Annotated in this window: 19 protein-coding genes; 9 read left to right on the top strand and 10 right to left on the bottom strand. The window is 35.1% G+C overall.

Annotated features, from left to right (window positions below):
- Positions 1–22: 22 nt before the first annotated feature.
- The 6 genes from ACFOWA_RS00295 to ACFOWA_RS00270 form a co-directional block, all read right to left on the bottom strand.
- Positions 23–1,024 (bottom strand): bifunctional riboflavin kinase/FAD synthetase, encoded by a 1,002-nt coding sequence (locus ACFOWA_RS00295; RefSeq protein WP_378980694.1) that lies wholly within the window; start codon positions 1,022–1,024, stop codon positions 23–25.
- A 184-nt stretch (positions 1,025–1,208) separates the two neighbouring features.
- Positions 1,209–2,069: a YitT family protein gene (locus ACFOWA_RS00290; protein WP_378980692.1), complete on the bottom strand. Its 861-nt coding sequence runs from the start codon at positions 2,067–2,069 to the stop codon at positions 1,209–1,211.
- Complete coding sequence (gene truB / locus ACFOWA_RS00285; protein ID WP_378980690.1) at positions 2,066–2,797, bottom strand: tRNA pseudouridine(55) synthase TruB; 732 nt, start codon at positions 2,795–2,797, stop codon at positions 2,066–2,068. The genes ACFOWA_RS00290 and truB overlap by 4 nt, the downstream gene beginning before the upstream one ends.
- A gap of 26 nt (positions 2,798–2,823) precedes the next feature.
- Positions 2,824–3,618, bottom strand: a complete 795-nt coding sequence (locus ACFOWA_RS00280) for an undecaprenyl-diphosphate phosphatase (RefSeq protein ID WP_378980688.1) — start codon at positions 3,616–3,618, stop codon at positions 2,824–2,826.
- 79 nt (positions 3,619–3,697) lie between these two features.
- The gene (locus tag ACFOWA_RS00275) at positions 3,698–3,925 is read right to left on the bottom strand and encodes a DUF3098 domain-containing protein (protein ID WP_378980686.1); all 228 of its coding nucleotides are present in this window, start codon (positions 3,923–3,925) and stop codon (positions 3,698–3,700) included.
- Entirely contained in the window at positions 3,925–4,803 is an 879-nt protein-coding gene (locus ACFOWA_RS00270; protein WP_378980684.1) for a cell division protein FtsX, read from the bottom strand. The genes ACFOWA_RS00275 and ACFOWA_RS00270 overlap by 1 nt, the downstream gene beginning before the upstream one ends.
- A 200-nt stretch (positions 4,804–5,003) precedes the next feature.
- Between ACFOWA_RS00270 and ACFOWA_RS00265 the strand changes: the two genes are divergently transcribed.
- The 4 genes from ACFOWA_RS00265 (at position 5,004) to ACFOWA_RS00250 (ending at position 12,428) form a co-directional block, all read left to right on the top strand.
- Positions 5,004–5,408, top strand: coding sequence for a hypothetical protein (locus tag ACFOWA_RS00265; protein ID WP_378980682.1), 405 nt, complete (start codon positions 5,004–5,006; stop codon positions 5,406–5,408).
- Positions 5,409–5,771: 363 nt separating this feature from the next.
- Positions 5,772–8,558, top strand: a complete 2,787-nt coding sequence (leuS, locus tag ACFOWA_RS00260; protein ID WP_378980680.1) for a leucine--tRNA ligase — start codon at positions 5,772–5,774, stop codon at positions 8,556–8,558.
- Between the two features lie 322 nt (positions 8,559–8,880).
- Entirely contained in the window at positions 8,881–11,094 is a 2,214-nt protein-coding gene (locus ACFOWA_RS00255; protein ID WP_378980678.1) for a cation:proton antiporter domain-containing protein, read from the top strand.
- Between the two features lie 299 nt (positions 11,095–11,393).
- Positions 11,394–12,428: a DUF2157 domain-containing protein gene (locus tag ACFOWA_RS00250; protein WP_378980676.1), complete on the top strand. Its 1,035-nt coding sequence runs from the start codon at positions 11,394–11,396 to the stop codon at positions 12,426–12,428.
- Here ACFOWA_RS00250 and ACFOWA_RS00245 read toward each other — a convergent pair.
- Entirely contained in the window at positions 12,420–13,073 is a 654-nt protein-coding gene (locus ACFOWA_RS00245; RefSeq protein WP_378980674.1) for a LysE family transporter, read from the bottom strand. The genes ACFOWA_RS00250 and ACFOWA_RS00245 overlap by 9 nt on opposite strands.
- Positions 13,074–13,081: 8 nt before the next feature.
- Complete coding sequence (gene uvrA, locus ACFOWA_RS00240) at positions 13,082–15,895, bottom strand: excinuclease ABC subunit UvrA (protein WP_378980672.1); 2,814 nt, start codon at positions 15,893–15,895, stop codon at positions 13,082–13,084.
- 260 nt (positions 15,896–16,155) lie between these two features.
- On the opposite strand from uvrA, the gene ACFOWA_RS00235 reads away from it, so the two are divergent.
- The 5 genes from ACFOWA_RS00235 to recA all read left to right on the top strand — a co-directional run bounded on the left by ACFOWA_RS00235 (position 16,156) and on the right by recA (position 20,985).
- Positions 16,156–16,740: an RNA polymerase sigma factor gene (locus ACFOWA_RS00235; RefSeq protein ID WP_378980670.1), complete on the top strand. Its 585-nt coding sequence runs from the start codon at positions 16,156–16,158 to the stop codon at positions 16,738–16,740.
- 87 nt (positions 16,741–16,827) lie between these two features.
- Positions 16,828–17,022: a hypothetical protein gene (locus tag ACFOWA_RS00230; protein WP_378980668.1), complete on the top strand. Its 195-nt coding sequence runs from the start codon at positions 16,828–16,830 to the stop codon at positions 17,020–17,022.
- 133 nt (positions 17,023–17,155) lie between these two features.
- The gene (locus ACFOWA_RS00225) at positions 17,156–18,340 is read left to right on the top strand and encodes an MFS transporter (RefSeq protein WP_378980666.1); all 1,185 of its coding nucleotides are present in this window, start codon (positions 17,156–17,158) and stop codon (positions 18,338–18,340) included.
- Positions 18,341–19,039: 699 nt separating this feature from the next.
- Entirely contained in the window at positions 19,040–19,705 is a 666-nt protein-coding gene (nth, locus tag ACFOWA_RS00220) for an endonuclease III (RefSeq protein WP_378980664.1), read from the top strand.
- A 266-nt stretch (positions 19,706–19,971) separates the two neighbouring features.
- Entirely contained in the window at positions 19,972–20,985 is a 1,014-nt protein-coding gene (gene recA, locus ACFOWA_RS00215) for a recombinase RecA (RefSeq protein WP_378980662.1), read from the top strand.
- Positions 20,986–21,236: 251 nt separating this feature from the next.
- On the opposite strand, the gene ACFOWA_RS00210 is transcribed toward recA, so the two are convergent.
- Both ACFOWA_RS00210 and tsaD read right to left on the bottom strand, forming a co-directional pair.
- Entirely contained in the window at positions 21,237–21,440 is a 204-nt protein-coding gene (locus ACFOWA_RS00210) for a hypothetical protein (protein ID WP_378980660.1), read from the bottom strand.
- A 130-nt stretch (positions 21,441–21,570) separates the two neighbouring features.
- Positions 21,571–22,572 carry a tRNA (adenosine(37)-N6)-threonylcarbamoyltransferase complex transferase subunit TsaD gene (tsaD, locus tag ACFOWA_RS00205; protein ID WP_378980658.1) on the bottom strand — a complete coding sequence of 334 codons (1,002 nt, stop codon included), beginning with the start codon at positions 22,570–22,572 and terminating at the stop codon, positions 21,571–21,573.
- Positions 22,573–22,638: the final 66 nt, after the last annotated feature.

Genomic DNA, 22,638 nt, shown 5'->3' with positions numbered 1-22,638 from the left:
CTGATAAAATCAATTTTTTATATTACTCTGATGCTAATGAATTAAAATAGGAAAGTGTATTTTCTTTATCTTGCTGTAGCTGAACGGTTAAGGCTTCTAATCCGGTAAATTTTACATCATGACGAAGGAATTTTAAAAAGTTCATCCTGATATCCTGACCATAAATTTCCTGATTAAAATCGAATATATTAACCTCAATGTTTCTGGTCATACCATTTATTGTTGGTCGCTGGCCAATATAAGCCATGCCTTTAAATGTTGAAGATTGAGCATTTGAAGCTGGAGGAGTATCAGTTAGATCTGATTTCGCTTCCTCATCTTTAATGTTCATTGTTACGGTTACCGCATAAATCCCATCGCCTGGAATTAGTTTATAAGTCTCTTCAACAAAAATATTAGCTGTTGGAAAACCTATTGTTCTTCCAATTTTATCACCCTTAATAACCCTACCAAAAATTGAAAATGGATAACCTAAGTAATCAGAAGCTAGGCTAACATCGCCAGCTAAAAGCGCCTGACGAATTTTTGATGAACTTACAGCAACATCGTGAATATCTTGCTCCATAATTTCCTCTACTGTAAAACCAAAATGCAAGCCAGCTGCTTTTAAATCGGTTAAATCGCCTAAACGATCTTTCCCGAAACGATGGTCGTAGCCAATTATAATGTGCTTTGTACCAATGGTATTTACCAAAATATTTCTAATGTAATCTTCTGGCAGTTGATTTGAAAAATCTCTGGTGAAAGGCGTTATAATTAAATGATCTACCCCTAAAGTTTTCAAAATCTCAGCCTTCTCATTTATGGTACTAATCATTTTCAAGTCTTGATTTTCGGGGTCGATAATCATCCTCGGGTGAGGGAAAAATGTTAGAATTACACTTTCTCCTCCATCAGCCTTCGCTTTTGCTACTAGTTGTTTTATAATTTTTTGATGCCCAAAATGTACACCATCAAATGTACCAATGGTTACTATTGCATTGGTTAATTTATTAAAATCGCTGAGGTTATGGTATATTTTCAATGGTAATTTTTTTTATGAATTTTCGTCTTTGCATGAGCGATGGAAGCGATATCCCCCGATTTAAGCATTGTTGTTTATTATTTTGCGGCATGCTTGCTTGTTTCACAGGTTTCATCGGGGATTTAGCGTACAGCCCGACCCCTTGCGCAGCTTGGGGGCATGCCCGAATTATTGAAATTAGTTATTAATGTAGCGCATGTCTTTTAACAACACCACCTTTTATATCGGCAATTTGCTGTTGTATTATAAAAGCATCGGCATCGATTTGTCTTATTGCTGTTTGTAATTTACTCATTTCCAGTTTAGTAACAACAGTAAATACTATATCTATATCTTTTTTATCTCCATAGCCTCCTTCACCTTTATAAATGGTTACACCACGTTTCATATCGGTAATAATGTAGGCTTTAATGGCTTCCTGGTGTTCTGATATAATGGTAACACCGGTGTATTGCTCAATACCATTTACTATAAAATCGATTGTGCTTGAAGCCGATAAGTAAGTTAAAATTGCATACAAGGCTGTTTCGATGTTTAAAAAATAGGCGGCAAAGGCAAAGATTATAATATTTAAGATAAGGATAATGTTACCAACCGTTAGTATGCTATTTTTACTAATGTAAAGTGCTAAAACTTCGGTTCCATCAATCACACAGCCGCCTCTCATTGCAAGCCCGATACCGCCACCAAGAAACAACCCACCAAAAAATGCAATCAGTAATTTATCGTGTGTTATGGGTTGAAATGGAAGTACAATTAAAGCAATTGACAGAGCGGCAATGGCTACAGCAGTTTTAAAAGCAAAGCCTTTGCCTATTTGCTTATAACCTAAAATTACAAATGGAATATTTATAATTACAATTAAGTAAGATAAATTCCAACCGGTTAAAGTGCTTAGCAATAGGGAAATACCGGTAACACCACCATCAATAAAATGACTGGGCATTAAAAAACTTTTTAAACCGAAACAAGCAGAAGTAACACCAGCAATTATCAAGAAAATTTCTTTTAAATATCTGGCATTTTTGTTTTTGATTTTGCTCATTCTTGCGTTTGCGTTTTTACTTCTTCTTTCTTACTGCGAATATAATTAACAAGTTCTAATACCTCAAACGCATTGCTTAGTAAAAAGTTTCCGCTGCGGGTTCGGGTAAGTTTAGAAAGGTAAGCTCCACTATTTAAGTGTTTGCCAAAATCAGAAATTATAGAGCGGATGTAGGTGCCTTTGCTACAAACAATTCTAAAATCGATTTCAGGTAAATCTATTCGGGTAACTTCAAATTCGGGTACGTTAACGAAACGTTTTCTAAGTTCTACTTCTTCGCCCAATCTTGCCTTAACGTATAACCTTTCGCCATTAATTTTTACAGCCGAATGTGCTGGAGGATATTGTTCTATATCGCCGATAAACGGTTTAGTAGCAGCGTAAATTTCTGCTGCTGTAGTTTTACTAATATCGAAGGTTTCATCAACCTCAGTTTCCATATCGAATGATGGAGTGGTGGCGCCCAATATCATTGTGCCGGTATATTCCTTTTCTTCGGCCTGGAAGGTATCAATCTGCTTGGTTAATTTACCTGTACAAATTATTAATAAACCTGTGGCCAACGGATCTAAAGTACCTGCATGACCTACCTTAAGTTTTAATGGTTTTAGTGAATTTCTAATTTTTCCAACCACGTCAAAGGAAGTCCATTTGTATGGTTTATTAATTAAGAGCAGTTCGCCCTCAGCGAAATTGAAATCTTTAAATTTTGAATTTTCTGTACTCACAAATCTTTTTTGCGCAAAGATACAGATTATATAATTTGTAGATTATGGCCAGATAACAGCAAAATGATAATGATTAAGCCCGCTGCAATTCTATAATACCCAAAAACTTTAAAACCATGTTTGTTTAAATAGCCAATAAAACTTTTAATGGCCAGAAGTGCAACAATAAAAGCTACTACATTTCCGATAATCAGCAGGCTAGTTTGCTCATGAGTTATGGTGTTTCCTTCTTTGTAAAAATCATACAGTTTTTTACCAGTAGCAGCAAACATGGTTGGAACAGCTAAAAAGAATGAAAACTCTGCCGCTACTTTTCTGCTTAATTTTTGTGTCATTCCACCTACAATGGTAGCTCCAGAGCGTGAAACGCCAGGAATCATGGCAATGCATTGAAAGAAACCGATTTTTAAAGCGGTTAAATAAGTGATGTTTTCTTCCTCATTAATGGTTGGCTGATTAAACCATTTATCAACAAATAATAAAATTATACCACCGACTAAAAGAGATATGCCAACAGCCATCGGACTTTCTAAAAGTTCATCTATCTTTTTGCTTAATAAAAGACCGAAAACAGCTGCAGGGATAAAGGCAACCAAAAGTTTAATGTAAAAATTAATCGATTTAAAAAACCTTTTAAAGTATAGCACAACTACCGAAAGAATTGCGCCGAGTTGTATTGCAATGGTAAAAAGTTTTACAAAAGGATCTGCCGCTATACCCATAAAGGATGATGCAATAATCATGTGACCAGTGCTTGATACAGGCAAAAACTCGGTTAAGCCTTCGATAACTGCTAGGATAATGGCTTCAAAAGAATTCATAATTGCTATAGAATGGTATAAAACGGAGAAAACGCTCAATTAAAATTAAAGCGTTTTCGTAATAATTGAAAGGATAGAATTATTTCTTTAAAATAGCATAAATACCAAAAGCAAAACCTGCCAATACCACAAGTGGTGCCAATAAAGTTCTTCTAAAATCGTAAATATCTCCAGTTGTGCCCATCATTAAAATAAATCCAACAACAACTATAGCAATGCTGATTAATAATAATTGGTAATTCTTTTTGGTAAAAACCAACTCACTTTTTACGTCCTTAACAATCGGACTTGTTTTTTTTTCTGCCATTATCTGTAAAGATGATAAGATTTTAAACGTAAATACCTACTTACTGCAAACCAAGTGCTTATGCCTGTAATAAAAATTCCGATAATTAATAAGCTAACAAATACAAATCCAAATTCTTTGTAATTATTAAGGATAATTATTTCAGGAACTTCTTTTCTAGCATAGATTAATGTTGCCAACAAAATAATTATTGCTATAAAAGCAGCAATTAAACCATGCAAAGCTGCGAATAATAAGAAAGGACGTCTGATAAAATTTTTCGTTGCACCAACCAATTGCATACTTTTAATTAAAAAGCGTTGCGAGTAAATTGCAAGTCGTATTGTGTTGTTAATCAATGCAATAGAAATAACCAAAAGCACAACCGCAAATGCTAAAATGATTAAGCCAATTGTACTAATGTTTTTATTCACCATGTCTATTAGGGAACTTTGATAAACAACTTCTTTTACAACCGGATTTTTAGAAATATTAGCTTTCAAAGCATCTATGCCTTTATTATTTGCATATTCTGCTTTTAAATAAACGTCAAAAGTAGAGGTTAATGGATTGTAACCTAAAAAGTTAACAAAATCTTCACCTAAATCTTGAGTTAAATTCCTGGCAGCAAGTTCTTTATTTACATATTGAGTTTGTTTAACCGCAGGATTTGAGTTTAGGTCTTTTTGGAAAGCTAATATATCTGCCTCCTTAGCGCCTTCATCAACAATAATATTTAAAACAATATTTTCTTTAACGTAATTAGATAGGTTTTTGGCATGTACAAGTACCAACCCAAGCAGCCCTAGCATTAATAAAACCAATGCAATACTAAATATAGTAGAGATATAAACAGTTTTGGTTTTCTTAGATGCGTCACTTACTTCGAATTCTTCCATGTATTTCAATTTTGTTTCTGCGAAAATATAAATTATACCTGATAAACACCAATATAAAGCTTTTGTAATAAATAATAACGCTCTGAAAGTGTTTTTCGTTCGGTATTTAAATTGCCATTAAAGCATAACATTTTAATATTTGGTACCAAACTTAAAGAAGCTGCGTTTATAAACTGACTTAAAACAAAAAACTCCCAAAAATGAAAAAACAAATTACGAGGCTTTGCCTATTCCTTATTTCGGCTATAATTCTATTTTCTTGTAAGAAAGATAATACATCTGTAAAGGCAAGAATAATTGGAAAATGGACTGTAAATAAAATTGAAGTGACTGGCAATTCTAACGAAAGCTTAAATGGAACTTTCAATTATACCATTAACGATTACTTGGATTTCAAAGCTAATAATGATGACCAAGTTGAGTTAGGTTTAAATAATCAGCGTACCATTGGTTCTTATATTGTTTCTTTAGGTAGCGAATTTCAATTGATATTTCCTGAAGGAACATATTATTGTACAGTTAGTACGCTCAGCGGAACACAGTTTCAATTTTCTGCCAAAATGGATAAAACTAATGTTACTAAAATTTATTATCTAACGAAATAGAAGCTTTATCAAATAACTGTATCACAGAGACAAATTTTAAACTTTTTTTAGTATCCTACCTTACCTCACCCTATAAATTTTTTTTGGTTTGGCTTATGTTGTGTTGTCCCTCTCCTTTAAGATCGGGATTTAATTAAAACTTTGAGTAATATCCAATGGTTCAACGTACAACCATTCGTTTCCCTCTCCTCAAGGAGAGGGATGCAATGTCTAAACAATAACAAATACCTTTCATAGAGTGAGGTTGAGTATCGAACTATTTATTTAATTAAAGCTTAAAACATGTATACTACTACTGAAATTATGTTTTAGTAAACCCCTTAATTTCCGTAATTTCGCCCCTTTAAAAATTTAAAACTTGCAATGGATTACCAATTCAAAGAAATAGAACAAAAGTGGCAGAAATTTTGGGCAGATAATCAAACATTTAAAGCCGAAAGCAATTCTGATAAACCAAAATATTATGTGTTAGATATGTTTCCTTATCCATCAGGAGCAGGTTTACACGTTGGTCATCCACTAGGTTACATTGCATCAGATATTTTTTCAAGATACAAACGCCTCAAAGGTTTTAATGTATTGCACCCAATGGGTTACGATTCTTTCGGATTACCTGCTGAGCAATATGCCATACAAACTGGTCAACACCCTGCAATAACCACAGAGGCAAATATTGCAACTTATCGTCGCCAATTAGACCAAATTGGTTTCTCTTTTGATTGGAGCCGAGAAGTAAGAACCAGCGAACCATCTTATTATAAATGGACGCAATGGATTTTTATGCAGTTGTTTAATTCGTGGTATAACATCGAGAATGACAAAGCTGAAGACATTTCAACTTTAATTGAGAAATTTAATACCTCTGGAACAGCCGATGTAAAAGCTGTTTGTGATGATGATATAAAATCGTTTTTACCGAGTGATTGGGCAACCTTTTCGGAAGAAGAAAAACAGCAAGAATTATTAAAATACAGATTAACTTATTTAAGAGAAAGTACCGTTAACTGGTGCCCTGCTTTGGGAACTGTGCTAGCTAATGATGAAGTAAAAGATGGCTTTTCTGAGCGTGGTGGTTTTCCTGTTGAACAAAAGAAAATGATGCAGTGGAGCATGAGAATTACTGCTTATGCCGATAGACTTTTGCAAGGTTTAGACACCATCGACTGGCCAGAACCAATTAAAGAAATGCAACGCAACTGGATTGGGAAAAGTGTTGGGGCATCTGTTAAATTTCAGATTGATGGTAATGATAAACAAATCGAAGTTTTTACCACCCGTGTAGATACCATTTTCGGAGTTTCTTATTTGGTTTTAGCACCAGAACACGAATGGGTTGCTGAATTAACTACACCCGAGCAAAAACAAGAAGTTGAGAATTACATCGCTCAAACTAAAAAGAAATCGGAATTAGACCGCATGGCGGATACAAAAACAGTTTCTGGTGCTTTTACAGGAAGTTATGTAATTAATCCCGTTAATGGCGAACGTGTGCCATTGTGGATTGCTGATTACGTGCTTGCTGGTTATGGAACAGGTGCAGTTATGGGTGTGCCAAGTGGCGACCAACGCGATTGGTTGTTCGCAACACATTTTAATTTGCCTATTATCCAAATTTTAGATGGACAGAAAGACATTGATGTTCAGGCTGACCCTACCAAAGAAGGCAAATACATTAACTCAGGTTTCATCAACGGAATGACATATAAGGAAGCTATTCCTTTATTAAATAATTGGTTAGAAGAGAAAGGATTTGGGAAGGCTAAAGTAAATTTCCGCCAGCGTGATGCAATTTTTGGTCGCCAGCGTTATTGGGGTGAGCCAATTCCCGTTTATTTTAAAGATGGTTTACCTTATTTAATTAAGGAAGAAGAGTTGCCATTAATCTTACCAGAAATTGATAAATATTTGCCTACTGAAACCGGAGAGCCTCCTTTGGCAAGAGCAGAAAACTGGGCTCCAAAAGAAGGCGGCGATTATGAGCTAAGCACCATGCCGGGTTGGGCAGGAAGTAGCTGGTATTGGTACCGTTACATGGATGCCAATAACGATCGTGATTTTGCATCAAAGGAAACTGTAGATTATTGGAAAGCTGTAGATTTATACATCGGCGGTTCTGAGCATGCCACCGGACACTTATTATACAGCCGTTTTTGGAACAAGTTTTTGAAAGATTTAGGTTACACACAAGAAGAAGAACCTTTCAAGAAATTGATTAACCAAGGGATGATTCAAGGTAGAAGTAATTTTGTATATCGTATTAACGACGAAGATGGAAAACCTACAAATACTTTTGTTTCAGCTGGATTGAGAAAGGAATATAAAACTTCTGCATTACATGTAGATGTTAATATTGTAGAAAACGACACCCTTGATTTGAGTAAATTTAAAGCCTGGAGAGAGGAATATGCCAACGCTGAATTCATTCTTGAAGGAGGAAGATATATCTGCGGCGTAGAAGTAGAAAAAATGTCGAAATCAAAATTCAATGTGGTTAACCCCGATGATTTGATTGAACGTTATGGAGCAGATACCCTACGGATGTACGAAATGTTTTTAGGTCCGTTGGAACAAAGCAAGCCATGGAACACAAATGGCATTGAAGGTGTATTTAAATTTTTGAGAAAATTTTGGAGATTATTCCACAATGAGGCTTGGGAATTTACAGTTTCTGGTGCCGAACCGACCAAAGCTGAGTTAAAATCGTTGCATAAAATCATCAAAAAAGTTCAGGATGATATTGAGCGTTTCTCATTTAATACTTCCGTTTCTAGTTTCATGATTGCTGTTAATGAGTTAACAGATTTAAAATCGAATAAACGCAGTATTTTACAAGATATGGTGATTTTGCTATCGCCTTATGCACCACATATTTGCGAAGAACTTTGGGTACAATTGGGTAACGAAGCAGGAAGTTTGTCTTACACGAAATTACCAACATTCAATCCAGAGCATTTGGTAGAAGATGAGTTTGCTTACCCGGTTTCCATCAATGGAAAAATGAAAATGAATTTAAATTTAAGTTTAACCTTGGCGCAAACAGAAGCAGAAGCTATTTTAATGGCCGATGAACAATTTACAAAGTATTTGGATGGGAAATCGCCAAAGAAAGTAATTTTCGTAAAAGGTAAAATTATTAATGTAGTTGTTTAAGCCAAAAGCTTTTTAACAGCCTTAATCGCTTTAAAACGATATATTATCTCGAGTTTGTCGAAAAAATCGTAACAACAAACCTACGATTGGTTTCGGCAAGCTTGATTTAGCAAAAGTCTATAAAGTGATTTAAATTTTCTCGATAATCGTGTAACATTTATCTCAATTGAAAAAAAAATGTTGTAACACAAATTGAGTCAATCATTTTACATTCTGTCGAAATTTAATCATCAATACTCTTAAAAAACGCATCTATCTGATAAAAAAATCTATAGCTCAACTATAGTTTTGTATATTACTACTTCAGTACAAAATTTAATAGATGCACTTACCTGATTTAATAGCCGATTTAGGTTTAATCCTTGCCTCAGCAGGAATAACCACTCTTATATTTAAAAAAATTAAACAGCCATTAGTATTAGGCTATATCCTTGCTGGCTTATTAGTTGGCTCTCATCTAAGTTTTTTTCCATCCGTTACCGATACCAAAAGCATTAACATTTGGGGTGAAATTGGCGTAATCTTTCTCCTTTTTAGCTTGGGTTTAGAATTTAGTTTTAAAAAGCTGGTTAAAGTGGGTGGTTCAGCATCTATCACAGCAATAGTTAAAGTCCTGTTTATAATTTTTGCTGGCTATTTAGCGGGCAAAGCGATGGGATGGAAGGATATGGACAGCCTGTTTTTCGGTGGAATTCTATCCATATCATCAACAATGATTGCTATAAAAGCTTTTGAAGAACTTGGTTTAAAGCATAAAAAATTTGCAGGTCTGGTTTTTGGGATTTTAATTGTTGAAGATTTGGTAGCCATTTTATTACTGGTGCTATTTTCAACTTTAGCAGTAAGTCAGCAATCGGCCGGTACCGAAATGCTATTCTCTATTCTTAAGCTTGCTTTTTTTCTGGTATTATGGTTTTTGGGCGGCATATTTCTCATACCATCTTTTTTAAAAGCAACTAAAAAACTAATGAATGATGAAACCATGTTAGTAGTTTCATTAGGCTTATGTTTGGTTATGGTTTTGCTGGCTGATAAAGTTGGCTTCTCTCCTGCCCTTGGTGCATTTATTATGGGTTCCATTTTGGCTGAAACTACTCAAGCCGAACGGATAGAACACTTAACCAAATCAGTAAAAGATTTGTTTGCAGCGGTATTTTTTGTTTCAGTTGGTATGCTTATCGACCCTGCAATGCTGGTGAAATATGCAGTTCCAATTTTAGTATCAACGTCGGTAATTATCTTTGGCAAAATTCTTTTTACCATTTTAGGCGCTTTATTATCGGGTCAGCCTTTAAAAACTTCAGTACAATCGGGAATGAGTTTGGCACAAATCGGGGAATTTTCATTCATCATCGCTTCATTAGGCTTAACATTAAAAGTAACCAGCGATTTTCTTTACCCGATTGCTGTTGCTGCAGCGGCCATTACAACATTTACTTCGCCCTACCTAATTAAACTTTCCGAGCCTTTTTACGAATTTCTAAAACGTACTTTACCACAAAAATGGCTGGATGGAATAGAAAGATACAGCTCAAGCACAGAAGGCATTACAAAACTTAGCGATTGGAAAATACTGCTTCGCTCCTATATCTTCAATACGATAATACATTCGGTTATCATCATTGCTATAATCTTCCTAACGTATCGCTACATCCAGCCATTTATTGTTAAAAACATTGCAAATAGTTTAACGTCAATTATTATAAGCATAATAGTTTCCTTTATATTAATGGCACCTTTTTTATGGGCATTATCTATCCGAAGAATTCAGCGAACTGCTTATTCTCACCTTTGGTTAAACAAAAAATATACCCGCGGACCATTAATAGCAATAGAATTTTTCAGAATAGCATTAGGTATTTTCTTTGTTGGATTTTTAATGTATGAGTTTTTTGACACGTGGACCGCAGCATTAATTGCCTTGGCATTAATAGTTTTGGGAATGATAATTTTCGCTAGACGTTTACAATCATTTTATGATAAACTGGAGAAGCGTTTTATGCTAAATTTAAACGCTCGAGAAAACCAAAAACCTGACATTTTACCTTGGGATACACACCTTGCAGAACTAATGGTCTCACCAGAATCAGAAGTTGTAGGCAAAACCCTATCTGAGCTTATGATTCGTGAAAAATATGGTGTTAACATTGCCATGATAGAACGCGGCAGAAATGCGATACCAACTCCGGGCAGAGAAGAGCGTTTGTACCCAAATGATAAGTTACTTTTAATTGGAGCCGATGACCAATTGGCAGCTGTAAAAACCATTTTAGAGGTAGATTTACCCGAAACTGAACAAGAAAAAAGTTTCCCCGATAAAGAGATGACCCTACAAAAAATTGTTGTCCATTCAGAATCGCCGGTTTATGGTTTAAGCATAAGAAATGCTGGTATTCGTGAAAAAGCACAAGCATTAATTGTTGGTATAGAACGCGGAGCGGATAGAATTTTAAATCCATCATCTGATTTTGTTTTTGATAGCGGTGATGTGATTTGGATTGTGGGAAACAATAAAAAGATAAGAGAGGTTATTTAATTTAGGTTTAGGCTATGCGAGTTAAAATTTTAAAAAACCTGAGTTAGATTAATATTTTTAGAAAACATTGGTTTCCGTCATTGCGAGGAACGAAGCAATCTATTTAGCCAAAAACTATGCTTCAGCTCTCATAAGTCCAACTTCGCAATTACGACTGTTCGTATTAAACGCTTATGGCTATAGTATAAAGCATGTTAATAATCGAACTCAGTTTAAAAGAGTTATTTAATAAAATTGGTCTTGATACTTGATACCAACATCTTGATACTAAATTTATATCTTCGTGAACAAGCCTACATATGAAAGTTGACAGAGAAAAGAGTGAGTTTTTAGATGATATGATTGAGCAATGGCAAAACGATGGCTTAATTAATGAAGATACTGGCAACAAACTCAGAAAAAGTTATGAAGCTAAAAACTTCGATTGGCTTCGCTTGGCTCAATACGCTTTTTGGGTAGCACTAGCCTGTGGTTTTATCGCTTTAGGTTCGCTTTTAATTGATAATACAATCCTAAATTATTTAAAAAGAGTTTACAACACACCAAATATTGTAATTGCAATTATTTCTGGTGGCTTAGCAGGCTGGTTATATATTTTAGGATTTCGGAGAAAGAAAAAGCTTTCTCATTTAAAATTTAGCAATGAGGCCATTGTATTTTCTGCCATTTTACTTACCGCAAATGCGATTGCCTATTTTGGTAAATCGATTGATAATGGTTCTGGTAATTTCACCATTCTAATCTTAATTTCCGTTTTTATTTATGGTGGTTTGGGTTATGTTTTTAATTCAAGACTAATCTGGATTTTTGCTTTAATATCTCTCGGTGCGTGGTTTGGTACAGAAACCGGTTACTTAAGTCGCTGGAATTATTATTTCCTTGGGATGAATTATCCCTTACGTTTTGTAGTATTTGGCGCCGCATTAACGGCAGCTTCTTTTATTATGAAAGCTTTACCTAAAACCAAGCATTTTTTTCAGGTAACTTACCTAGCAGGAATGGTCTATTTATTCGTTTCACTTTGGGCATTATCCGTTTTCGGTAACTTTGCAAGCTTAGAAGAATGGTACTCCGTTAGGCAATTAAGCTTATTTTATTGGGCATTAATATCTGCCGCTGTATGCGTAGCAAGTACCATATTTGGTTTAAAATATAATGATGATGTTGCTCGAGAATTCGGCATCACTTTCCTATTTCTTAACCTTTACACACGCTATTTCGAGTACTTCTGGGATAGCTGGCATAAAGCTTTATTCTTCTCGGTTTTAGCAGCTTCCTTTTGGTTAATCGGCAGAAAAGCAGAAAAAATTTGGAATGTAGAATTTCTAAAATAAAATAATGGATTGCTTCACAATTAAATAAGCAGCTAATACAAATAAAAATATTGCAATAGCTTTATTAATTATTAAGCTACTTAGTGCAAATTTCTCTTGAATAAAGGTTGCAAAATGTGCGTATAAATATAACGCTCCTGCAGAACCGAAGCCTGAGCCAACGCTAAAAATTATCAACGATAAATAATCAGTTTTTATCCATTCGTGCAAAATAACATAGTTACCAAAAAACAGCCAAAAGGGAATTTGAACGGGATTTAAAACGCCTAGAATTAAACCATACAAAACACTTCCACTTCGCTTATCATCTTTTTTAGCACTCGTTTTAGGCACTTTTTTTCTATTTCTCCAGGTTATGGTACCCATCACAATAAACATCAGTATCATAAAGCCTTCTACCAATGTTCCTAACCTTACCTCACTAACGGCAGAGTTTGGATTGATGTCGCTCATGGCCCAACGGGCAAAACGCATCATACCAAATGTGAAACAAATTTCTACACAAGAAAATGATAAAATAAAATACCAAACCTGGCGCATGCCTTTGTTTACGGCAAGTTGTGCTACAGTTAAATTAATATTCCCGGGTGGAATATAGCCCATAGCATTAACAACAATGCCTAAGAAGAACGTTATAAAAAGCATTGCTAAAATTATGGATTAAAATTTAAATGCGATGCTAAATATTTTCCCGTGTATGAGTTTTTAGCTTTTACCAAATCCTCGGGAACGCCTTCAAAAACCAATTTACCACCTCCATCGCCACCATCAGGACCAATATCTATCACCCAATCGGCACATTTTATCATATCCATATTGTGTTCGATAACCAAAATGGTATTGCCTTGCTCAATTAATGTATTAAGTGCTTTTAATAATTTTTTGATATCGTGAAAGTGTAAACCTGTAGTAGGTTCATCAAAAATAAATAACGTTTTATTGGCGTTGTTTCCTTTGATTAAGAAAGAAGCGAGCTTAATTCTTTGCGCTTCTCCACCAGATAATGTATTTGATGATTGACCTAAATGAACATATCCTAAACCAACATCAACCAGTGGATTTAATTTGTTAAGGATTTTTTGTTCATCCTTGAAAAAATCAACCGCTTCATCAATTGTCATTTCTAAAATTTCGGATACATTTTTTTCTTTGTAAGTAATATCCAAAACCTGCTGTTTAAACCGTTTACCGCTGCAAGCTTCGCAAGGCAGATAAATATCAGCCATAAACTGCATTTCTATTTTAACTTCACCTTCGCCTTGGCAAACATCACAGCGGCCACCCTCTACGTTAAAAGAAAACGCAGCAGGCTTTAAACCAGCAGCTTTGGCAGCCGCCAAGCCAGAAAACAAAGCACGTATATCATCCCAAGCCTTTACATAGGTTACCGGATTGGAGCGACTTGAACGACCAATAGGATTCTGATCGACCATTTCAACCTGACTGATTAAATCTGTATTGCCAAAAATCCCGTCGTAACTGCCCGTTTGTTCTCCAGCGTAGTTTCCTATTGCCTTTTGCAAAGCCGGGTATAAAATCTTTTTTACCAAACTGGTTTTACCAGAACCCGAAACACCACTTACAGCTGTAAAAACACCGAGAGGAAATTTCACATCAATATTCTGAAGGTTGTTTTCTCTAGCACCTTTAATTAGAATATGGTCTTTCCACTTACGGCGTTTCTCAGGAATGGCAATTTTCTCTAATCCCGCCAAATACCTACCAGTTAAGCTTTTTTTATCTTTTAAAATCGCTTCATAATCACCACTAAATACTAAATTTCCACCATGGGTACCAGCTTCTGGTCCGATATCAATAATATAATCGGCGGCAAGCATCATTTCTTCCTCATGCTCAACAACAATAACTGTATTACCAACATTTCGCAAAGAAATTAATACCTCAATCAATTTATTGGTATCTCGTGGGTGTAAGCCAATACTTGGTTCATCCAAAACATAAATAGAACCAACCAAGCTACTGCCTAACGAGGTTGCTAGGTTAATCCTTTGCGATTCTCCACCAGATAATGTATTTGATAATCGATTTAAAGTAAGATATCCTAAACCAACATTATTTAAATAAAGGAAGCGATTATCAATTTCTGCTAATAAACGCTTAGCAATCTTCGCATCATTTGCATTAAGTTTCAATTCATTAAAGAAAACCAAAGCTTTTGATAATGGCATTAACACCACATCGATGATAGATTTTTCGGCAATTTTTACATAAGATGCATCTTTGCGTAAACGAGAGCCTTTACAATCTGGGCAGGTGGTTTTGCCGCGATAGCGAGAAAGCATTACGCGGTACTGAATTTTATACGTTTGTTCTTCTAACTCTTTGAAAAATGCATTTAAACCTGCAAAATGCTTGTTGCCAGTCCACAATAACTGTTGCTCCTTTTCTGTAAGTCCGCTGTATGAGCGATGTATGGGGAAATCAAATTTTGCCGCAGCTTTAATAAAATTCTGCAACCACACATTCATTTTTTCTCCTCGCCATGGCGCAATTGCATTATCATAAACACTTTTGCTTTTATCTGGTATAACTAAATCTTCATCAATACCAATTACATTTCCATAGCCTTCACAGCGCTTGCATGCACCATAAGGATTGTTGAACGAGAAAAAATTTGGTGTAGGTTCTTCGAACCGCATTCCATCAAGTTCAAACCTATCTGTAAAATGCTTCGTTTTACCTTCTGCCTCAACATAGCTATCGCCTTTTCCTTCAAAAAATGCGGTTTGCACTGAATCTGCCAAACGGCTAAGGGTTTCCTCTTCGTTATCAGTTACAATTCTATCGATTAATATCTGAACGGTTTTATCATCCGTTAACTCCGCATCTTTAAAATCAGCATCGTCTAAAACAGATTCAATTTTTTCAATTTTATTATCAATAAGAACTCTTAAAAATCCCTTTTGCAGTAAAATAGCCAATTCTTCTTTAATTGTGCGATTGTTGTGAGGATAAAGAGGGCAGAAAATTGTAACCGTAGTATCCAATGGTAAGGCACTAACATAATCTACCACGGTACTTACCGAATCCTTCTTTACCTCTTTACCCGAAACTGGGGAAATTGTTTTCCCAATACGCGAAAAAAGTAGTTTCAAATAATCGTAAATCTCAGTTGATGTACCAACCGTAGAACGCGGATTTGATGTTATTACTTTCTGCTCGATGGCAATTGCTGGAGCAATACCTTTAATATAATCTACATCTGGTTTATTCATTCGCCCCATAAACTGGCGGGCATATGATGATAAACTCTCTACGTAACGACGCTGACCTTCAGCATATAAAGTATCAAAAGCAAGAGATGATTTGCCAGAACCCGACATACCTGTTATTACTACCAATTTATTTTTGGGAATGGCAACATCAATGTTTTTTAAATTATGTACCCGGGCTCCTTTTATAATTATATTTTTATGCGGATCTTTTTCGGCTTCTTTTTTGCTCATGTATGGTAACAGATATGAATTACAACCCTAACAGATAATATCGGGTTTTAAATAATATACAAAAATAGGGTACTGAGGTGGTTAATTTATTTTTTAACATTTTATTTTTTGTTTTTTGATAAAAAAAACACTTTCTTTGGACATTAACGACCTCAAAACCAAACTAACACATTCAAAAAACATAGGAGAGCAGCTATAGAAATTAAACATCTACAAATTAATTTTTAGCAAATAGTACGGGATTTAGTGTAGGTAAACCTATGAATTTACAATCATACAATGATCAGGACCTGGTAAAGTTATACGTTACCGGGAACGAGAATGGATTGCAGGAACTTTTACGAAGACATAAAAGCAAAATTTATACTTCTATCTACTTATTGGTTAAAGACCAATACTTAGCAGAAGATATTTTTCAAGATACTTTTATTAAAGTAATTAACACACTGCGCTCTGGAAGATATAACGAGGAAGGCAAGTTCTTACCTTGGGTAATGCGTATTGCGCATAATTTAGTAATCGATTATTTCAGAAAGGAAAAACGAACTCCTATAATAACGAGTTCTGATGGAATGGACGTGTTTAATATGCTACATTTTTATGATGAAAGTGCAGAAGATAAAATGCTCCGCGACCAAACCCATAAAGATTTAAAAGCAATGATTCACCTTTTGCCCGATGAGCAAAAAGAAGTGCTTTTAATGCGCCATTATGCAGATTTGAGTTTTAAAGAAATAGCCGATTTAACTGATGTAAGTATTAATACTGCGCTGGGCAGAATGCGTTATGCTTTGAGCAATTTACGTAAGATGCTTAAAACAAAAGAGATGACATATAAAGGGTAACGTTTATTTTACATTAAATAATTTTGGCATTAAAATAAAGCATACTAACTATCGTTAAGTTTATAAAACAATAACATTTAGTTGCTTATGACAAAAACCTCTACATCAAAAACAAATGTAAATTTACCTACCCAAAACATGTTTCAGTCTACAACTGACAATGAATCTGAAGCGGAAATCGACTTATTTTACGATCAAATTAAAAGTAAGTTAGATGGATTAATAAAAAATCCTTCCGAAGAATCGATAGGCAGAATTTTAGCCTACAGCAAAACGAAGTAATTTACACGAGCTAAAAAGCTGCCTCACAAAGTGAAGCAGCTTTTTTTTATGCCTTTCATTTACACTTTTATTACAAATTCTTCTTTCAAAAGCTATACCTTTGCTTAGTGTAATTTTAACACTAAGCATCGCTATGAACAAGAACTTACTTCCACTCACTTTAGGCGGTTTAGGCATTGGCATAACAGAATTTGTTATGATGGGCCTACTACCCGATATTGCAAAAGATTTAAATGTAACCATTCCACAGGCTGGGCATTTAATTTCTGCGTATGCATTAGGTGTAGTAATTGGTGCGCCATTGCTAATCATGATTGCAGGAAAATATCCACCCAAAAAGATATTAATTGCTTTAATGGTTATGTTCACAGTGTTTAACGCTTTTTCAGCCTTTGCTCCTACTTTTAACACACTATTTGTTGCTCGCTTCCTATCAGGATTGCCACACGGCGCCTTCTTTGGTGTAGGTTCTGTAGTTGCTAGTCGCATAGCCGAAAAAGGAAAAACCGCCCAGGCAGTATCTTTAATGTTTATGGGTTTAACCATTGCTAACATTGTTGGTGTGCCATTGGGTACATTTATTGGTCATAATTTTTCATGGCGAATTTCTTTTGCAGTTGTTGTTTTTGTTGGTCTGGTAACTTTAGTAAGCTTAAAATTATGGTTACCTGCATTGGCTGCTACAAAAAATAGAGATTTAAAAGCCGAACTAAGTTTTTTCAAAAAACGAGAAGCTTGGATAATTATCTTTATGATATCGATTGGTACAGGTGGCTTATTTACCTGGTATAGCTACATCGCACCATTAATGACAGATGTAGCTGGATTTTCATCAAATGCAGTAACGTATATTTTAATGCTTGCCGGGTTAGGTATGATGGTTGGAAATTACATTGGTGGCATATTAGCCGATAAATTCTCGCCCGCCAAAGCATCGGCAGCGCTATTAATAACAATGGCCGTAACGCTTACAATTGTTCATTTTATATCTGCAAGCCAGCCATTGGCATTAATAATGACATTTATTACGGGTGCTGTTTCATTTGCCTTGGCTGCCCCAATTCAAATGTTAATGATACAAAGCGCAAAAGGTTCTGAAATGTTAGCCGCATCAGCCAGTCAGGCTAGTTTTAATATTGGCAATGCTTTAGGTGCATTTTTTGGCGGTTTGCCTCTCGTTTACGGTTTCGATTATACTTCTCCAGCTTATGTTGGTGCCGCAATGGCATTAATTGGTTCATTTTTTGCATTTTGGTTAATTAAAAGCACTCAAAGCACAACTGAAGATGTTAAAATGCCGGTAACTTCATTTCATTAATTTTTTGGAAAACAAGGGTTTTACGCTATACAAACCTTTAAAATGGAACACCAAATTTGCAAATTAGCCTCGATTGAAGCGAACACGAAGCAACAGCCGTTTCGGATGTTAACGTAGTAAAGCGTAAAACGGGAACAAATTTAGTTTCTTGCACAAGCCTTGCGCTGCAATAAAAAATAACCGCCCAGAATATCTTAAACCAGTTTGAAATTACTTTGGAAATGAAAGGGCAGTACTTTTGGTGGTCTGCAGCCCTGCTTTACATTTCAAGCCCAATGAAAAATTGGGGCTTTCCACTTCAATCAGGTTTGTAAACAAGGGTTTTACGCCATGCAAACCGTTAAAATGGAACGCTACATTTGCAAATTAGCCCCGGTTGAAGCGAACACGAAGCAACAGCCGTTTCGGCTGTTAGCGGAGTAAAGCGTAAAGCGGGAACAAATTTAGTTTCTTGCACAAGCCTTGCGCTGCTAAAAAAAATAACTGCCTGAAATATCTTAAACCAGTTTGAAATTATTTTGGAAATGAATTGGCAGTGCTTATAGAGGTCCTGCTGTTGGCTGTAGCCTCGCAAAAAAGCTCGGGCTGTCGCTGCCATCAGGTTCAAAATTAATGATAACTACCCTTGATTCAAGTTTACTATCTTTATAGTGGCGAAGGTTGTTAGAAACATTATAAATCTGCTTATTATATTTGCCGATGCTTAAAAAAGAACGTTATAAACTTTTTGTAGAACATTTTTCGGCTAAGCAGCCCGATGCTGAAACGGAGTTGCATTACAATAACCCTTATCAACTTTTAGTTGCTGTAATTCTTTCAGCCCAATGTACCGATAAGCGAATTAATATGGTTACACCTGCTTTGTTCCAACGTTTCCCGAACGCCAGAGCACTTGCCGAAGTTACGCCAGACATCGTTTTTGATTACATAAAAAGCATAAGTTACCCGAATAATAAGGCTAAACATTTGGTTGGAATGGCAAATATTTTGGTAAATCAATTTAACGAAATTGTACCATCTGATGTTGATGAGTTGCAGAAAATGCCTGGCGTTGGGCGTAAAACTGCTAATGTTATTGCATCTGTAATTTATAATGCGCCAGCAATGGCTGTAGATACGCATGTTTTTAGGGTTGCCAACCGAATTGGTTTAACCAATGGTAAAACTCCTTTGGCTGTAGAAAAAGATTTGGTGAAAAACCTTCCAGAACATGATATTCACATTGCCCACCATTGGCTTATTTTACACGGCAGATATGTTTGCGTTGCCAGAAACCCTAAATGTGCTGTTTGTGAAATAACCTACATGTGTCGCTATTTTGAAAGAGTAATGGCGCAAAATGAAAGGGATAAATTGAAGAGTTGAGATTGGAGGTTGGATGAGGTTAAGGCTAAGATTGAGATTGCATATTACAATAAAACCTGTAACTCATAACAGATAATACTTTACTCATAACATGCAACCTATTACAAGCAACGTATGCCCCGAAATTTAAAAAAAAAATAATATACTATTGATATTAGCAATAAAAACAATTAACTTAGCTAAATATTTTAGCAACACAAATTATTAACATACGAGCACTTTAGCCGATAATCAATTATATTTACGCAATCAAAATGAAAAAAGATATGAGTACTGCGAATCCTGACAAACTTAAAGCCCTACAGTTAACTTTAGATAAATTAGAAAAATCTTACGGTAAAGGAACAATAATGAAACTTGGCGATACCGCTATTGAACCTATAGATTTTATTTCTACAGGTTCTATTAGTTTAGACATTGCTTTAGGTATTGGCGGTGTTCCTAAAGGTCGTGTGATAGAAATTTACGGACCAGAATCATCAGGTAAAACTACCTTAGCTACACATATAATCGCAGAAGCACAGAAAAAAGGTGGCATTGCAGCATTTATTGATGCGGAGCATGCTTTTGACCAATTTTATGCTAAAAAATTAGGTGTTGACACAGATAATTTATTAATCTCTCAACCAGATAATGGAGAGCAGGCATTAGAAATTGCTGATAACTTAATTCGCTCTGGCGCTATTGATGTTATCGTTATTGACTCGGTTGCTGCATTAGTACCAAAAAGTGAAATTGAAGGTGAAATGGGTGATAGTAAAATGGGATTACATGCTCGTTTAATGAGTCAGGCTTTACGTAAATTAACTGGAACAATTTCTAAAACCGGATGTTGCTGTATTTTTATTAACCAGTTGCGTGATAAAATTGGCGTAATGTTTGGTAACCCGGAAACCACAACAGGTGGTAATGCGTTAAAATTTTATGCGTCAGTACGTTTAGATATTCGTCGTATTTCTCAGATTAAAGATTCTGACGAAGTTTCTGGTAACCGTGTTAAAGTTAAAATCGTAAAAAATAAAGTTGCTCCACCTTTCCGAATTGCAGAGTTTGATGTAATGTTTGGTGAAGGTATTTCTAAAAATGGAGAGATTGTAGATTTAGGTGTAGATTTTGGAATTATTAAAAAAGCAGGTTCATGGTATTCTTACGGAGACACAAAATTAGGTCAAGGTAGAGATGCTGTAAAACAACTTTTAAACGATAACCCAGAATTGGCTGAAGAATTAGAACTTAAAATTAAAACAGAAGTAACTGGCGATAAATTGGAAGAGAAATAGTATTCTATTCTTATTTAAAGCGGATTTATAATAAAAATGTATCATTTATGGTTATTTTAAAAACCATATATGATGCATTTTTGCTTTTAAAGCAATTAGTACCTAAGCTAACGTAGGCCTGTGGCGTGTGAGATAATATTAAATTTTAGAAAAGTAAAATTGACCTTGTGCTATACTTGGCTTAAGCTATAATGCACAAGCATGCGCTAGCATTAGCAATACAAAAATCGACTGTATATTTTTTAATTAATTTAATTTGTGTCTTGAGTAAAAATTGCATTAAAATCTTTGGTTACATAAACAATAACCAGAACCGCGGCAATTAACAAAACACCCAAAACAATTACGCCCCAGCTTCCTTTTAATTTATTTTTATCTTTCCTAATCAGATAATATAAAATTCCCATCAGAGGAATTGCGCACACTATCCAAAATACTAATGAAGCTCCTGTCATATCAACTTTAAATTTTCAATAATTAAATTAAAACTATTAACTCTGCTTTTTGAATGCTTTGAAGAAAAGGTAAATACTAAACCTTAATACATTCCAATCTTCTAAATTTCAAAACGTCTAACTCGCTACCTCAAAATTCCATTCGTGCCATTGGTGAAACTTCCTGACCAACGAAATCCTTTTTTAAAAATTTGTGGTAACCAGCAATTGCAATCATTCCTGCATTATCTGTACAATATTGAAAAGCAGGAATGTAAACTTTCCAGCCTAATTCAACAGCAGTATCTTGTAGCGTATTTCTTAAACCCGAGTTAGCAGAAACACCACCTGCAATAGCAATTTCAGAAATTCCAAACTGCTTAGCTGCTTTCTTCAATTTATTCATCAAAATCTGGATAATACTAAACTGAACAGACGCACAAATATCATTTAAATTTTCGGTTATAAAATCAGGATTTTCTTGTTCTTGCTTCCTGATAAAATAAAGTATAGAAGTTTTAAAACCACTAAAGCTAAAATTCAAATCATCAATTTTTGGTTCTGCAAACTTATATGCTTTTGAGTTTCCCAACTGCGCATACTTATCAATTAATGGTCCGCCGGGATAAGGAAGTTGCAAAATCTTTGCGGTTTTATCAAAAGCCTCTCCTGCTGCATCATCTAAAGTTTCGCCCACAATTTCCATATTAAAATAATCTCGCACCAACACTATTTGTGTGTGGCCACCAGAAACCGTTAAACATAAGAACGGAAAATTGGGTTTAGGGTCATCGATAAAATGGGCTAAAATGTGCGCATGCATGTGATTGACAGAAATTAGCGGTATATTTAAAGCCAACGCAAAAGATTTAGCAAAGGAAACACCAACTAAAAGCGAACCCAATAATCCCGGACCACGAGTGAAAGCAACGGCATTTATGTCTTGTTTTGTAACATTTGCATTTATTAATGCCTGATGCACTGCCGGAACGATATTTTGTTGATGTACCCTTGAAGCCAATTCGGGGATTACACCACCATAATTTTCATGAATTGTTTGGTTTGCAATAACATTGGCCGTAATTTTGCCGTTGTTACAAATAGCGACAGATGTATCATCGCAAGAGGACTCGATAGCAAGTATAACAGACAAATTATTTTTATTTAAGCTGCAAAATTATTAAAAAACTATTTAAAATACTCCTTTGGGTAATTGCAT

It is taken from the genome of Pedobacter lithocola (genome assembly GCF_042650845.1).
GTDB classification, from domain to species: Bacteria; Bacteroidota; Bacteroidia; order Sphingobacteriales; family Sphingobacteriaceae; genus Pedobacter; species Pedobacter lithocola.
Note: the sequence above shows the minus strand (reverse complement) of the source record. Positions and strands in the feature narration are given on the sequence as shown.

Excerpts from the sequence above, each read along its gene's own strand:
- ACFOWA_RS00225 (WP_378980666.1), top strand. The coding sequence starts at position 17,156 with ATGAACAAGAACTTACTTCCACTCACTTTAGGCGGTTTAGGCATTGGC.
- ACFOWA_RS00235 (WP_378980670.1), top strand. The coding sequence starts at position 16,156 with ATGAATTTACAATCATACAATGATCAGGACCTGGTAAAGTTATACGTT.
- ACFOWA_RS00250 (WP_378980676.1), top strand. The coding sequence starts at position 11,394 with ATGAAAGTTGACAGAGAAAAGAGTGAGTTTTTAGATGATATGATTGAG.
- leuS (WP_378980680.1), top strand. The coding sequence starts at position 5,772 with ATGGATTACCAATTCAAAGAAATAGAACAAAAGTGGCAGAAATTTTGG.
- ACFOWA_RS00255 (WP_378980678.1), top strand. The coding sequence starts at position 8,881 with ATGCACTTACCTGATTTAATAGCCGATTTAGGTTTAATCCTTGCCTCA.
- ACFOWA_RS00275 (WP_378980686.1), bottom strand. The coding sequence starts at position 3,925 with ATGGCAGAAAAAAAAACAAGTCCGATTGTTAAGGACGTAAAAAGTGAG.
- ACFOWA_RS00230 (WP_378980668.1), top strand. The coding sequence starts at position 16,828 with ATGACAAAAACCTCTACATCAAAAACAAATGTAAATTTACCTACCCAA.
- ACFOWA_RS00245 (WP_378980674.1), bottom strand. The coding sequence starts at position 13,073 with ATGCTTTTTATAACGTTCTTCTTAGGCATTGTTGTTAATGCTATGGGC.
- ACFOWA_RS00210 (WP_378980660.1), bottom strand. The coding sequence starts at position 21,440 with ATGACAGGAGCTTCATTAGTATTTTGGATAGTGTGCGCAATTCCTCTG.
- ACFOWA_RS00280 (WP_378980688.1), bottom strand. The coding sequence starts at position 3,618 with ATGAATTCTTTTGAAGCCATTATCCTAGCAGTTATCGAAGGCTTAACC.
- ACFOWA_RS00270 (WP_378980684.1), bottom strand. The coding sequence starts at position 4,803 with ATGGAAGAATTCGAAGTAAGTGACGCATCTAAGAAAACCAAAACTGTT.
- ACFOWA_RS00265 (WP_378980682.1), top strand. The coding sequence starts at position 5,004 with ATGAAAAAACAAATTACGAGGCTTTGCCTATTCCTTATTTCGGCTATA.
- ACFOWA_RS00290 (WP_378980692.1), bottom strand. The coding sequence starts at position 2,069 with ATGAGCAAAATCAAAAACAAAAATGCCAGATATTTAAAAGAAATTTTC.
- uvrA (WP_378980672.1), bottom strand. The coding sequence starts at position 15,895 with ATGAGCAAAAAAGAAGCCGAAAAAGATCCGCATAAAAATATAATTATA.
- recA (WP_378980662.1), top strand. The coding sequence starts at position 19,972 with ATGAGTACTGCGAATCCTGACAAACTTAAAGCCCTACAGTTAACTTTA.
- nth (WP_378980664.1), top strand. The coding sequence starts at position 19,040 with ATGCTTAAAAAAGAACGTTATAAACTTTTTGTAGAACATTTTTCGGCT.